10 protein-coding genes are annotated in these 13,879 nt (G+C 53.6%); 3 read left to right on the plus strand and 7 right to left on the minus strand.

Annotated features, from left to right (window positions below; all coding sequences use genetic code 11):
- Positions 1-10: 10 nt before the first annotated feature.
- Positions 11-2,203 (plus strand): primosomal protein N', encoded by a 2,193-nt coding sequence (gene priA / locus EGM51_17450; GenBank protein QBG49094.1) that lies wholly within the window; start codon positions 11-13, stop codon positions 2,201-2,203.
- A gap of 614 nt (positions 2,204-2,817) precedes the next feature.
- Here the strand turns inward: priA and EGM51_17455 are convergent.
- The 5 genes from EGM51_17455 to EGM51_17475 form a co-directional block, all read right to left on the minus strand.
- The gene (locus EGM51_17455) at positions 2,818-3,756 is read right to left on the minus strand and encodes a sugar kinase (protein ID QBG49095.1); all 939 of its coding nucleotides are present in this window, start codon (positions 3,754-3,756) and stop codon (positions 2,818-2,820) included.
- Positions 3,746-5,167: a UbiA family prenyltransferase gene (locus EGM51_17460; GenBank protein QBG49096.1), complete on the minus strand. Its 1,422-nt coding sequence runs from the start codon at positions 5,165-5,167 to the stop codon at positions 3,746-3,748. The genes EGM51_17455 and EGM51_17460 overlap by 11 nt, the downstream gene beginning before the upstream one ends.
- A gap of 39 nt (positions 5,168-5,206) precedes the next feature.
- On the minus strand, positions 5,207-5,620 hold the full coding sequence (locus EGM51_17465; GenBank protein QBG49097.1) for an FxsA family protein: 414 nt from the start codon (positions 5,618-5,620) through the stop codon (positions 5,207-5,209).
- 13 nt (positions 5,621-5,633) lie between these two features.
- On the minus strand, positions 5,634-7,319 hold the full coding sequence (locus EGM51_17470) for a hypothetical protein (protein ID QBG49098.1): 1,686 nt from the start codon (positions 7,317-7,319) through the stop codon (positions 5,634-5,636).
- 134 nt (positions 7,320-7,453) lie between these two features.
- Positions 7,454-8,428, minus strand: coding sequence for a KpsF/GutQ family sugar-phosphate isomerase (locus tag EGM51_17475; GenBank protein ID QBG49099.1), 975 nt, complete (start codon positions 8,426-8,428; stop codon positions 7,454-7,456).
- A gap of 19 nt (positions 8,429-8,447) precedes the next feature.
- On the opposite strand from EGM51_17475, the gene sppA reads away from it, so the two are divergent.
- Both sppA and EGM51_17485 read left to right on the plus strand, forming a co-directional pair.
- The gene (gene sppA, locus EGM51_17480; protein QBG49100.1) at positions 8,448-9,608 is read left to right on the plus strand and encodes a signal peptide peptidase SppA; all 1,161 of its coding nucleotides are present in this window, start codon (positions 8,448-8,450) and stop codon (positions 9,606-9,608) included.
- Between the two features lie 21 nt (positions 9,609-9,629).
- Positions 9,630-10,160: a LysM peptidoglycan-binding domain-containing protein gene (locus EGM51_17485; protein ID QBG49101.1), complete on the plus strand. Its 531-nt coding sequence runs from the start codon at positions 9,630-9,632 to the stop codon at positions 10,158-10,160.
- A gap of 23 nt (positions 10,161-10,183) precedes the next feature.
- Here the strand turns inward: EGM51_17485 and EGM51_17490 are convergent, their stop codons facing one another.
- Together EGM51_17490 and EGM51_17495 are read right to left on the minus strand one after the other, a co-directional pair.
- A complete protein-coding gene (locus EGM51_17490) occupies positions 10,184-12,823 on the minus strand; it encodes a hypothetical protein (protein ID QBG49102.1) in 2,640 nt (879 codons plus the stop codon).
- Positions 12,824-12,855: 32 nt separating this feature from the next.
- The gene (locus EGM51_17495; protein QBG49103.1) at positions 12,856-13,812 is read right to left on the minus strand and encodes a hypothetical protein; all 957 of its coding nucleotides are present in this window, start codon (positions 13,810-13,812) and stop codon (positions 12,856-12,858) included.
- Positions 13,813-13,879 lie beyond the last annotated feature (67 nt).

Below are 13,879 nucleotides of genomic sequence, written 5' to 3' on the forward strand. Positions count from 1 at the left end.
TGTGCGGCTTATGGCACATATTGCAAAAGTAGTGGTTGAAATTTCGCTTGACCGGGAATTTGATTACACGATTCCAGCGCATCTGCAGTCGGTGATCAGGATCGGGGCGCAGGTTACGGTTCCGTTTAACGGACGGGAACTGCGCGGATTTGTGGTCGGTCTGGCCAACCATTCGGCATTTGCAGACAAGCTGAAGGCGATCAGCGGCGTGGTTGGGGACAAACCGCTGATTCCTGATGAAATTATGAAGCTCGCCTATTGGATTGCCGACTACTACTGCGCGCCTATCGAACAGGCTGTCCGTACCGTGCTGCCCAGTGCTGTCCGGAAACACGGTGCGCGGCATAAAAAACAGCGTTTTGTTTCTTTGACAGGGCAGGTGCCCGAGCGGATTACTGCGCTTCAGGATGCGGTGTTTCAGACGCTGGAACAGCATGGGAGTCTGTCGGTTTCGGAATTGTGTGAACGGGCCGGCTGCACGGAATCGCCGATCAGGACATTGGAAAAAAAGGGGCTGGTTACGATTTCGGAAGAGATCGTCCAGCGTGATCCGCATGCCGGAATGGAGCTGCTGCGCACAGAGCCGTTTGACCTGATGCCGGAGCAGAAGACGGCGCTGGACAAAATCTGTGCGTCAATGGATCTGGAAAAGCCGAAACCGGTCCTGCTGCACGGTGTGACGGGCAGCGGTAAAACCGAGGTTTATCTGCAGGCACTGCAGCATGCGCTGGATAAAGGGCAGGGTGCCATTGTGCTGGTGCCTGAAATATCGCTGACGCCGCAAACTGTGGATCGGTTCCGGGCTCGCTTCGGCGATTGTGTGGCGGTGCTGCATTCAAGTTTGTCGGATGGCGAGCGGCATGATGAATGGCATCGGATCCGCGACGGCAAGGCGCAGATTGCCATCGGTGCGCGGTCGGCACTTTTTGCTCCGGTGGAGAATGTCGGCCTGATTGTCGTGGATGAGGAGCACGAACCGACGTATAAGCAGGATGAATCGCCGCGCTATAATGCACGCGATGTGGCGGTAATGCGCGGCCATCTGGAGAACTGCTGTGTGGTGCTGGGTTCGGCGACTCCTGCGCTCGAATCGTTTGCGAATGTAAAGAACGGCCGGTATGAGCTGGCGGAAATGCTGCAGCGTGTGGATGACCGGTCGATGCCGCTGATGCGCGTGGTCGATATGCGGATTGAGGCGGAGAAAGAGGGGCGCCCTACGATTTTTTCATCGGAGTTGGTGCAGGGGATTTATGACCGGCTGAATCAGGGCGAGCAGGTGATTCTCTTTCTGAACCGCCGCGGTTTTTCTTCGTCGATCCAGTGTGAAGTGTGCGGCTATGTGGCGGAGTGCACGGAGTGCAGTATTTCGATGACCTATCATAAGCGGGCCGGCAAACTGATGTGTCATATCTGCGGCCGGGAGGAAAAGGTACCGGGCCGTTGTCCGAACTGCGGAGACCTCAATTTCAAGTATTCCGGGATGGGCACGCAGAAAATAGAAGAGATTCTTGAAAAACTGTGTCCGAACGCACGGGTGGCACGCATGGATTCCGATACGATGCGCAAAAAGGATTCCTACCGTACCGTGCTGGATAAGTTTAAGACCGGAAAACTCGATATTCTGCTGGGGACGCAGATGATTGCCAAGGGGCTGGATTTTCCGAATGTTACGCTGGTGGGGGTTTTATATGCGGATATGTCGCTGCAGGTGCCGGATTTCCGGGCGGGTGAGCGGACCTTCCAACTGCTGACGCAGGTGGCCGGGCGGGCCGGGCGCGGCGAAAAAGCCGGAGAGGTGATTGTGCAGGCGTATACTCCACACCATCCGGCGATTCAGGCGGCACGGAGTCTGGACTATGAGGGTTTCTGTTCGCAGGATCTCGAATTCCGCCGTGAGCTGGGTTATCCACCGTTTTCGCATCTGGTGCTGCTCACGTTTAAAGGCGAGTCGGAAATCGATGTGATGTCGGCGGCGGATCAGTTTTTTAAATCATTGGAGCCGATCCTTCCGGAGTCGGTTAATGCGGTTCCGCCGATGCCGGCACCGCTGGCGAAGGCTAAGGGGCACTGGCGCTACCAGATTATGCTGCGCTGCGAGCATACCGTGAAAATGACCAAGCCGATCCGCTATGTGCAAAGCCGGATGCGTTTGCCGAAAGGGGTGGCAGTGAGTATCGATGTGGATGCGCTGTCACTGCTGTAGTTTGCTGTGTTCCATTTTTCAGCGTCTGCCGGAGGCTTTAAAGTTCGAATTTCCGCACCCCGGTTTCCGGCAATGAGTTCACCGGGCTGGCTGATACCAAACGTTAAAACTATCCGGTATAAATTTGATCCCGCGCAGAGGCGCTGAGAACGCAGAGAAATTCAGTCATAAACGGCTCCACACTCTCTGCGCCTTGTAGGTTTCTCCTGACATCATTTGAGCTTTTCCCCTTTCGAGAATGGGAACCATTACTCGTCGGAGAAAAGGGAGGAAAAAAGCTCCTCAGTTAAGTAAGCTCAGGAGCACCAGGGAACCGCCGAGCTTTTGACGAAAAGCTCGGCGGGGTTTCGGAAGAGATCATTCTGCGTCCAGAATCTGCCGGAGGCAGAGTTCATCGCAGAGCAGGGATCCTCCGAAGCTCTGCGCGGAATAACGCTGTCGTTAAGACCGGAATGTTTTAGTAAATGGTATGAGTTCGGGTTTTCGGATCGGCTCAGTGATTTTCCACCAGTATGAGCGGCAGGTTTCATAGCTGTCTTTACCGATCTGCTTGGTAAGCGGGTATTTGTTTCATGACTCAAAATACAGATATATTGGCCATATGGTTGCGGTCTTTATATTCTGCACATCTCTTTGAACTCCGCAACGCGGATTTCGATCTGATCGCGGTCGAGTTCGATGAGCCGTTCCAGGCTGAATTTTTCGACACCGAAGGAGGCGGTGATACTGCCGTATACCATGGCCTGGCGTATACTTTCCTTGTCGGTTTTTCCAGAAGCGCAGAGGGCGCCCATCAGTCCGCCGGCGAAGGTGTCACCCGCTCCGGTGGGATCCTTGAAGCTGTCGAGGGGATAGGCGTGCAACAGGAATGTATCCTCTTTTGTGAAGAGCATGGATCCGTTTCCGCCCTTTTTGATGAGTACGTATTCAGTGCCTAAATCGAACAGCTTTTTAGCCGCCTGCGTCAGTGCGTGTTCTCCGGTGAAAAGCTGCGCTTCATACTCATTGAGGGTCAGCATGGTGCATTTGCTGATGACTTTTTCGAGATCGTCTTTGGCAATGTTGATCCACAGATCCATGGTGTCGATCAGTACAAATTCGGGTTTTTTGACCTGTTCGAGTACGTGGAGCTGCAGGGCGGGGTGAATATTGCCGAGAAAGAGGTAGGGGGCTTCTTTGTAACTTTCCGGCAGTTCGGGGGAGAAGGTTTCAAAAACGCCAAGATCGGTGAAGAGCGTGTCGCGGCTGTCCATGTTATCATGGTATTTTCCGCCCCAGCTGAAGGTTTTACCTTCGACAGTCTGGAGCCCTTCGAGATCGATATTCATGTTACTCCAGGTATCGCGGAATTCCCGGGGAAAATCAGTGCCGACCACACCGACCATTCCGGTATGGGAAAAGAAAGAGGCGGCAGCACAGGCATAGCTGACAGAGCCGCCGAGGAGGCCTTTACGTTTTTCTGCGGGGGTTTCGATGTCATCGATTCCGATTGAACCGACGATGATGAGGTCAACAGCGGGTTTGGTCATATTTTTCTCCGTATTAAATAGCATAAAGCATAGCGGCCAGGCCGATCGAGCCCAGCACGTAGGTCTGGAGATCGCGAGCGGCAAAGGCCAGCGGGTCGTCGTCAATTTCTCCCCGCCAGGCGAGGTGCCAGATGCGGGTAATCCAGTAGAGGAGCAGTGGGCAGAAAATCCAGAGCAGCTGGGGGGAGGTGTAAAGTTCCGCCACTTTGGCGCTGCCGAGATACATGGTAAACACCAGTACCGAAATATAGCCGGCCGAAGAGCCGAACCCGAGCAACAGCGGAAGGTCGTCCACACGGTAACCGCGCTCGCGCATGGCCTGGGCCTCTGCGCCGGCTTCTTTGATTTCCCGGAGTTCGGATACCCGCTTCACGATGGCCAGGCTCAGAAAAAGGAAAATGGCAAATTCAATAAACCATCCCGAGGCTGGCGTTCCGGTCGCCACAGCTCCGGCAAAAATGCGGCACGTAAACAGCAGAGCCAGCGTCAGAACATCGGCGATCGGAACCTGCTTGAGCCGCCAGGAATAAATGGTGGTGATGAGATAGTAGGCAATCAGAACATAGACGAAATTCAGAGGAAGCAGCAGGCTGAGCAGCAGGCTGACTGTAACCAGTACGGGGGCCATGAGTGCTCCGGTTGTTATTGGAAGATCGCCGGAGGCAAAAGGCCGTTTCCGTTTGCGCGGATGATGCTGGTCGGCACTGAGATCAAACAGATCGTTCAGCAGATAAATTGATGAGGCGGCCAGGCTGAAGGAAAAAAATGCAATCACTGCCTGGATGACTGCGGAAATATCCGTAAAGCGGTGAGCAAGCAGTATGGGCGTGAAAATCAGGATATTTTTCAGCCACTGCTGGGGGCGCATCGCTTTGGCCATGCAGTAAAAACAGCCGGGATGGTCCATAAAGATATGATGCGCTTTGACGGCATAGCCCTTCCTGGAGAGTGGACAGGGGTTGACCAGAATAACTTCAGCGGCGGCATCCCAGATCGGGAAGTCGGAACGGTCGTTTCCGGCATATCCAAAGATCGGAAATCTTTTCTGTATGGCCTCCAGCTTGTTGTTATGGCGCAGGTTGTTTTCTTCGTTACTGGCAAGGATTTCGTCGAAAATGCCGAGGTATCCGGCGATGGCCCGGGCTGTACGGTAATTCGAGGCCGTGGCCAGAATAAGTTTCCGACCGTTGCGGTGTTCTTTTCTGAGCCATTCGAGCAACGGACCGTTATAGGGGAGTACGGAAGGGTCAAGTTCTACACGCTGCATGACCTGATCTTTGAAATACGCCTTGCCCTTGAGCAGCCAGCCGGCAAACCGGAATATACATGCGGGATCCCGGCGGAGCAGCAGGAACAGCGCCTGATGCAGGGTGTCGAGCTTGACGAGCGTTCCATCAAGGTCGACGCATAACGGAATACTTTGGTCTGAGCTCATATCTCTTCCACACCCGGGAAAAATGCCGCCCGATTTCAATCATTTGAAATCGTTCCGGCGGTTCACATTAATCTGTATGTAGCCGTTGCGCATGCCGTGCTCCAGCTTTTTACGCAACCAAAACCGAATCTGTTGTCGAATAAAGGGAATAAGGAGAGCAAAACCGGCAGTGTCGGTGATGAGTCCGGGCGTCACCAGAAAGGCACCGGCCAGCAGAATCATGACGCCATCTATCATCTGGGGCGCAGGCAGATTACCCTGCACCATTTCCTGCCGGATTTTAAAAAGAATATTCACGCCCTGGCGTCGCACCAGCCATGCGCCGATAACTCCGGTGAGAAAGACCAGCAGAACGGTAGGGACAAAGCCGACTATGCCGTGCAGTTTAATGAGCAGAGCTAGCTCAAGGACGGGTAATCCTATGAAAAGGACTAGCAGATAATGCAGCGGCATAGGCGGGGGTCAATTAGGATTCCGCCGAGTCGGCGGTTTCATTTTTTTTGCTGAGATCTTCAAAGCCGGCTTCGTCGAGAAGCGATTCCTGCCAGGCCTGGGCGAGGCGGGCCGCTTTTTCCTGACGGATTCCTGCGGCGAGCTGATCGCGCATACCCGGAAGGGTCTGTTCTTCGTCTGCGGCGGCTCTTTCAGCCACATAGGCCACAATGAACTCATCCACTGTGCTGATCAGGTCCGTGACTGTACCTTTATCAAGCTGAATGGTGGCACCCATGATTTCACGGCTGAATTGGCCTTCAAGCGGCGAGGAGATGCTGAAAGGTTCCGTCGTCTGGACTTCAAGGTTGAATTTGGAGGCTGCATCGGCAAATGCGATACCGTTTTTAACGGATTCCTGCAGGTCTTTGTGAATTTCTTCCGCCTTTTCAATATAGGCTTTGTCTGCGGCGGCAATGCGTGCGGATTCGGTTGCGTCGGCCTCAACCACTTCGAAAGCAGGAAGGAAATCGGACAGTTCCTTCTGGAGAGCCAGTACATAGACGGTATCGCGGCCGGCAACGACGTCGCTGTAATAACGCGAAGGGGTCAGCTCCCGGGTGAAGGCGGCCTGCGCAAAAGGAGCGGTCGGGTCGATGCCGCGCGGACGGTCGGCCTGCGCGAATGCCGGCAGGTTTTTCATGATGGTTTTCCCGGCTTTTTCTGCTTCGGCTTCAAAGGTGGTGCTTTCATCGGCGAGTGCCGCCACGAGTTCGTCAGCGGCACTGACCGCAGCCTGCTGGGCCAGTCCGCGGGTAAGGATCTCGACGATTTCGTCTTTTACCTCTTCGAGCGGGAGGTATTCCGGAACTTCGTTGGTTGCGGTTTCCGGTTTAATGTAGCGTTGCAGATTCTGTTCGTATACCTGAGCTACCTGCTCATCCGTCACCGAAACAGTGTTGGTGTAGTCGTCGACCTCGTAGGCTACATAGTGAACGATTCGTTTTTTCGGAAGACGGAATTCGTCGGGATTCTGTTCGTAATACGCTTTGGCGTCATCCTGCGTCACTTCAACGGTACCGACCAGGCTGCGCGGCAGAAATGCGTAGTTTACAGTAACCAGATCATTATAAAGGTGGAATGCTTTCAGGATTTCATCATCGGTCACCAGAGCACCCTGTGCAGCGGAAGCAGCCGCTTTTTCAATCAGTACGTTTTCCGCCATCATCTGTTCAAATCCTTTGGCGGTCATTCCGGCGCGCGGCAGAAAGCCCTGAACAAACATGTTGTACATGTTGGGATCATACTGACCGGTTTGCTGGTTCTGGAAAATCGGCTGTGATTTAATCATCTGTATCGTCTGATCGGCGGTGACCGTCAGGCCCATATCGTCGGCTTTCCTGAGGGTAGCCAGGCGCTGCCAGGCGCGCATACGCACGGCTTCTTCAATTTCGTCGTTCATGCTCAGCGGACGGCCGACCATCATGGAATACATGACATAGGTGTTGCGATAGGCCTTCCCATACTCCGCTGCCGTAATATCCTTGCCCCACAGGCGACCGACAACTTCGTTTGCGGCTTTTTGGGCCTCTTTGGCCCCTGTGCCGGCTTTTCCGCCGGTATATACCATCACAAAGGCCACGCTGATGAAGATCGCGAAGATCAACCATACGGTCCTGTTATGGATCAGTTTATTAAATTTAGAAATCATCATTGCCATGGGTGTACCTCTCTCCTGTCCAGAATGTGTAAAAAGAACCCGCGAACCCTACCGATTGCGTTTTTCGGGGTCAATCGGTAAGTCACGTGTTTCAACCTGCATGCGTTTCCGTTTTTCAGAGGGCTGTGACGGCCTTAAAGAATTTTTAATTTTGGCATATCCTGAATGTCGACGGCGCCGAGAACGCGGTTTCTATCATCGACAACAATCAGATCGTCGATGTTGAATTCTTCATAAATATTGAGAATATCGATGGCCAGCTGATCTTTTTTCAGCGTTTTCGGGTTGGTGGTCATGACTTCATCTACCGGTTTTTCGATCAGGTTCGGTGTTTCGATCAGATGACGCCGCAGGTCGCCGTCAGTCATGATGCCGGCGAGGGTGTTGTCGGGGTGAACAACGGCCACGCAGCCGGCTTTGGCGCCGGTCATGGCAATCAGTGCCTCCTTCACGGGACTGCCGACCGGAACAGTGGCGCTGCGTTTTCCGGTACGCATTACATCCTCCACACGAAGGAGGAGGGTACGGCCGATTGCACCGCCGGGGTGGCGCTGGGCATAATCTTCCACTTTAAAGCCGCGAGCATCCAGCAGCACCATGGCCATGGCGTCTCCAAGGGCGAGCGTGGCGGTGGTGCTGGTGGTGGGGGCCATGCCGAAGGGGCAGGCTTCCTTATCCACTTTTACCGAAACAATGATGTCGGCATATTCGCCCAGCGGGGAATGCGGTTGGCCGGTGAGTGCAATGATTTTGACCCCCATACGTTTGACCGGCTGAAGAACAGCGATCAGTTCATCCGACGCACCCGAATAGCTCATGGCCAGCACGATATCGCGCTCGGACAGAATGCCGAAGTCGCCGTGCATGGCTTCGATCGGGTGCATGGCCACAGCCGGGGTGCCGGTACTGGTGAAGGTGGCGGCCATTTTGTTGCCGATGTGCCAGTTTTTCCCGACTCCACAGATCACAACTTTGCCGGCACCGTCTTTAATGGTGGCCAGAATGGCGTCGATGGCCTGTACGAATCCATCATCGAGATCCGCCTGTACCCGTTTCATGCCGTTGAGCTCAATATCAAAAACTTCGCGCGCGCGCTCTAAATAATCCAACTTTTCACTCCGTTTTCCAATGAATGGAAGTTTTACCCCAGGTTCCGCTGTACCTGCAAGCCGCAGCTGCGGCTACCTGCCGCTTCGTGAGACGGCTGTTTTCCAACCACTGGAAATTATTGGTTCAAATCGTCGCGGTGCTGGGCTATGGTTCAGAATAAATTGGAAAAACGGAGTGGAATGGATGTCGTCGAGTAACGGTGCAAAAGTAGGATTATGGATTGTCATTGCCATTCTGGCGTTGATGCTTTTTGGGAGTTTTCTGGCGAATGTAGGGCTGACTGCGGCGCTGGTTTCGGGGAAAGGCGGTTCGGCGGATTTTGATCAGCCGCAGGATCAATATCCCGAATTCACTGAAGTCTGGTCGTACGGTTATGGGGAAAAAAAAGTGGTCCGGATCGGTCTGCAGGGCGTCATTATGCGCGGCCGGCAGGAGCGTCTGCTGGGCTCTGATCCGGATATGGTGGAGCAGATTCTGTCCGAAATCCGCGCGGCTACGCTGGATGAAGAGGTGATGGGGATTGTGCTGGAGGTGGATTCGCCTGGGGGCGGTGTGACCCCCAGTGATGAAATTTATGCAGCGCTCGAAAATTTCAAGCGTGCTGATGAGGAGCGTGTTATTCTGGTTTTTGTTCGCGATCTGTGTGCTTCGGGTGGATATTATGCGTCCATGGCGGGTGACTATATTATGGCTGAGCCGACTGCCATCGTGGGATCGGTCGGGGTGATTATGCAGACCATGAATATGAAAGGACTGGGGGACAAGATCGGCCTCAGTTCCGTGACGATTGCGTCCGGAGAAAATAAAGACATGCTCAACCCCTTTGAAGAGGTGAATCCTGAGCATTTGGCCCTGCTGCAGGAACTGGTTGACTCAATGCAGGATCGTTTTTCTTCGATTGTGATGAGTTCGCGGGGGCTTGAAAATGATGATTTGCTGGATGGACGTGTCTTCAATGTCGGTCAGGCACTGGAGGAAAATCTGATCGATGGGGTCGGTTATTGGGAGGACGCCGTGGATAAAATGTGCGAACTGCTGGATGTGGATGATCTCTATATGGTCCGTTACGTTCGGGAAATGGGGTTCTGGGACAGTCTGTTCGCGTCGAAAACCCCGCATGTCCCCAGCTTTAATGCGACATTGAACCCTCCCCGTTTTATGTATCTTTGGAAACCCTGATTCAATAGGAGTTGTGTGAAAATGAAGAAATCTTTTTTGTTTGTGGTTCCGGCCCTTGCCGTTTTGACCGGTTGCGAAACGCTTCAGACGCCGCAGCAGCGTCGTGCTGTGCAGGCGCGCGAGCAGGCTGCCGCCCGCCAGACTGAAGAGCGCATGTATCGCATGCAGGGTACGGTAGAGGCGGTCGAAATGGAAAATGCCCGGCTGATGAAAGAGCTTCAGTCGCTGCGCAGTCAGGTGAATGCGATGAACGGTCAGATCAGCTCGCTCAACAGTAAAATGAATGCACTGGATGCGCGGCAGAAAAAAGAGATGGCCAATCTTATTCAGGAAGTGAAGGCGCTGTTGCGTAAAACTGCCGCCAGCCATTCTTCATCTTCCAGCAGTTCCTCCGTGCATCGCGGTCCCGGACGTGAGCATATTGTGGAATCCGGTCACACCCTGTCTGCAATTGCGCAGGCCTACGGAACAACGGTTAAGGCCATTAAGCAGGCGAATAATCTGAAATCCGATCAGATCCGGGTCGGCCAGAAGCTGTTTATTCCGGAATAAAAACTACAGCGTTCCGTAACGAATCAGGGCTCTTCCACTTTGAGCCGGAAATAACGGGCCGGGCTGTTGTCGGTTGGTCCCTGTTTCAGTACCGGTGAATTTGTGGCCGGGAATGAGGTCGGCGTGGGGGCCCATTCGGTCCACACTGTCAGATTGGTGCTGGTTTCGATGTCGAAGTTCAGTCCGGCAAGATGGGTGTAGGAGAAAGACAGGGTATTGTCTTCCGCCTGGAAGGTGTACTGCAGCCGATCTTCCGGATTGTTCGGATCGGTGCGGGTAATCCGTTCCCGGTCGTTGCTGACTCCGTCGCCGTCCGGATCCTCATCAGGTCCGCCGGGATCGGAGGACTGCCGGGCACGCCACTCTTCATAGGTCGGGTACAGATGAAGTTCCTGTTCAATCCAGTCGCTGATCACCTGCTCGGCAACCTCGTCGCGGAGATTTGTTCCAATGGGCGGCATACGTTGAAACGGCGCTGTCCCGGCCATACGGTGAAGAACCACGGAGTTGGCAGGATCTCCCGGAACAGCAAAACAGGCATTGGTGTTGCCGTTATCAAAACTGATAGAGCCGTTGTAGATTTCCGCATTTACAAACGGGTCTGACATCAGACCGTTCCAGGCCGATGGAGCTGAGCCATCCGGGCGATGGCAGTAAGAGCAGTTTACGTCGAAATAAGAACGCACACGTGCGTGCAGGCTCTGGCTTTCATCATCGATCGGGACGATGCGGGGAAGTGATGTGACCTCTTCGACGGTATTGCTGAAGTAACCGGCCAGTTCGAGTTGTGCGATCTGATTATCCGTTATATTTCCGAATGTATAGTCGCGGTTCAGTTGCCGGGTATTGAAAGAGAGTGCATAGCCGCCGGCTTTGGTGTGACATTGCAGGCACTGGCTTCGGCTGGGATAACTCCAGGTCTGCAGGGAGGTACTGTTGTCGGGCCGGGTGATGGTATAGGTTTCATTGGTTCCCTCAGGAGGAACCAGGAAGGCTTCTGTGCCGGCTTCGTTCCATTTATAGGTTATGCCGTAGATTCCGTCATCGGTTTTTACAATAAAGCGGGTTTCCAGTCTTTTCCAGGCGCCGGGCTCTCTGTAGTCCGTCCGGAGATCGAAGTGTTTGATCCATACTGCACCGGTTGGAAGTTTCCAATTATCGTCCCGGGCCCAGCCGGCGCGATCATTGGGATCGGGGAACGAAAACCAGCGTTGTTTTTCAGCGTTATCGGACCAGAGGTCGGCATTCGTATCGTATGCAACGAAGCCGGGATTCGGCGTGAGCGATGCCACATCGGAAAAAGCGCCGGTTTCCGTCAGGGTTTCCGGCAGATTACCGCTTACCGGACCGCTTGCAGAAAGCTGTTTGATCTTTCCCTCGTCATAATCAGCCGCGAGAATTTCCTGTGTCGCGGGATGTTCGCCGAAGGCTACGAGAAAGGATTCTGTGGCGATCACTTCTTCGGTGAAGACGCCGGAGCCTTCTTCCGTTTCGGTCAGTGCCCATACGCGGCCATCATACATTTCGGAAAAGATATATTTCCCGAACAGCTGAGGAAGACTTTCTCCGCGATACATGCGACCGCCGATAACACTGTATGAACCGGATTCATGAGGGTATTCAAAAATGGGATCAACCGGGTTGAATCCGGCCGGGGGTGTCGGTGCTCCGGGCCTGTCGATGGTGCCTTCCAGATAATCCCACCCGCAGTTGTCACCTTTATTAACCAGATGGATCTCTTCCCGTGAGTTTTCGCCGACGTCTCCGACAAATAACCGTCCGGTGAGTGGGTCGAAACCCATGCGCCAAGGGCTGCGCAGGCCGGTGGCCCAGAATTCAGTTCGGACATTTCCTGTCAGTGGAATTCCATTATAATGCGTTGCACCTACAAAAGGGTTATCCGGCGGAATGCTGTAACGGGCGATGCCGTTATCGCGGATAACAGCATCCGTTCCCTGATCATCGTGCGGATTGGGTTCGAGGCTTCCCGGTTTTTTATCGACATCAATCCGGATGATTCCCGAGAAAAAATTCAATTCAATATTCTGGCTGTTTTCATAGCGGTCATCTACTTCGCCTTCATCACCGAGGGGGACATAAAGGTAGCCGTCCTCCGGTCCGAAATGCAGGTCTCCTCCATTATGGTTGGGGCTGTCATCCGGTTGGTCGATAAGAACGTATTCGGTTGAAAGATCTACGGTTCCGGAACCATCCCAGTCGACGGGGGCGGTAAATCGGCTCAGTCTGTCCCGGCGAGGCAAAGAGGTGGTGTAGAAAACATAGAAATAACGATTGCTTTGAAAGTTCGGATGAAAAGCAAGTCCAAGAAGACCTTGATCGTAAGAGATGCCAATTCGGCTGGAAAGGTCTGCAAATGTCGATTTCTGCGGTGTGCCATTCAGATCGGTGATGCGTATGATTTTTCCTTTCTGCTGAACAACGAAAAGCATATTGGTTTCGCCGGGCGGGCTGACAATGGCAACGGGTTGTTCAAACGGGGAGAGCGTAGGAAAGGCATCGGTAAACGTGAAGTTATTGTATTGAGGGGCTTCTGCCGGCAGGTTCAGCGTGGTATTGGCTTCGCGCACAAGCTGTGCGGCAGCATCTCCGGTGCAGATACCGATCAGGATAAGCAACAGTATTGATCTGTTGGGGATATTCATGGTGTGCCTCAGGAGTTTGTTGATGTTCGTGATTAAATGGCCCAGGCGAGCAGAAGCGGAATGGTGATAACACCTGCAATGTGAGTGACGAGCAGCGTGGAGGCAATGAAGTCGGAATCACCTCCGAAACGTTCACTGAAAATCAGACTGGTGACGGCGGCGGGCATTGTGGCGATGACGCAGAGAATGCCGTAGGCGGTTTCTTCCATCGGAATCATTTTCAGAATCAGGATAAAGAGCACCGGTGTCACAATCAGGCGCAGGACAGACAGCAGGCCGACATGCCAGTCAAATGCGGCTTTGGAATTAAGGGCGGCGATGCGGCTTCCCGACGCTACCATGGAGACTGCGACGGCGGCCCTGCCGATGGTTTCAGCTCCGAAATAAATCAGCTCCAGCGTACGATGCAGCAGGTCGGAGACTATTCCGGCATCCGGAAGTTCCGGCTGAAGGAGGTCGCGGATGCAGACCCAGCCAACAGAGAACAGCAGAACGATCAGTGGCGGACCGAACATCATGCGGATTCCGTCAGTGAGCCGACTGGAACGGTTAAACAGAAAAACGCCGACGGTCCAGACGGTCAGTTCGAACCCCATGGAGGCAAAAACGAGCAGTGCCACGCCTTTTTCGCCCCAGGCGAGCATGACGAGCGGCAGGGGAAGGAACAGATAGTTGTTGATGGTATTCTGAAAAAGGAAGGCATTGGCCCGCTGACGGTTGATGCCTTTGATGCATTTCATAGCGAGCAGACCAAGTGCCAGACCGGTTCCGGCAATGGCGAGTGCCATCACCGGCATAATCCAGTTAGCGGCGAGTTCCTGTGCATGCAGTTTGGTGACGGAAGAGAAAATCAGGCAGGGATAGATTACGGAGATCAGCACCCGTACCATTTCGGATGTGCCTACTGCGCTGATCATACCGCGTTTCCGGACGATAAAGCCGATCAGCATAAGAATCAGGATAAATATAATCTGGAGGACGTAATTCATATTTTTAATATTTCCGAGGCGGATTCGGCGCCGCTGCGTGATAAGCGATAACGGATAACCGTGATTT

The sequence above is a fragment of the Verrucomicrobia bacterium S94 genome (assembly GCA_004299845.1).
Lineage (GTDB): Bacteria > Verrucomicrobiota > Kiritimatiellia > Kiritimatiellales > Pontiellaceae > Pontiella.

What these genes read in the sequence shown, in the direction of transcription:
- priA (QBG49094.1), top strand. Translation starts at nt 11, where the DNA reads ATGGCACATATTGCAAAAGTAGTGGTTGAAATTTCGCTTGACCGGGAA.
- EGM51_17455 (QBG49095.1), bottom strand. Translation starts at nt 3,756, where the DNA reads ATGCTATTTAATACGGAGAAAAATATGACCAAACCCGCTGTTGACCTC.
- EGM51_17465 (QBG49097.1), bottom strand. Translation starts at nt 5,620, where the DNA reads ATGCCGCTGCATTATCTGCTAGTCCTTTTCATAGGATTACCCGTCCTT.
- EGM51_17470 (QBG49098.1), bottom strand. Translation starts at nt 7,319, where the DNA reads ATGGCAATGATGATTTCTAAATTTAATAAACTGATCCATAACAGGACC.
- EGM51_17460 (QBG49096.1), bottom strand. Translation starts at nt 5,167, where the DNA reads ATGAGCTCAGACCAAAGTATTCCGTTATGCGTCGACCTTGATGGAACG.
- EGM51_17485 (QBG49101.1), top strand. Translation starts at nt 9,630, where the DNA reads ATGAAGAAATCTTTTTTGTTTGTGGTTCCGGCCCTTGCCGTTTTGACC.
- EGM51_17495 (QBG49103.1), bottom strand. Translation starts at nt 13,812, where the DNA reads ATGAATTACGTCCTCCAGATTATATTTATCCTGATTCTTATGCTGATC.
- EGM51_17490 (QBG49102.1), bottom strand. Translation starts at nt 12,823, where the DNA reads ATGAATATCCCCAACAGATCAATACTGTTGCTTATCCTGATCGGTATC.
- sppA (QBG49100.1), top strand. Translation starts at nt 8,448, where the DNA reads ATGAATGGAAGTTTTACCCCAGGTTCCGCTGTACCTGCAAGCCGCAGC.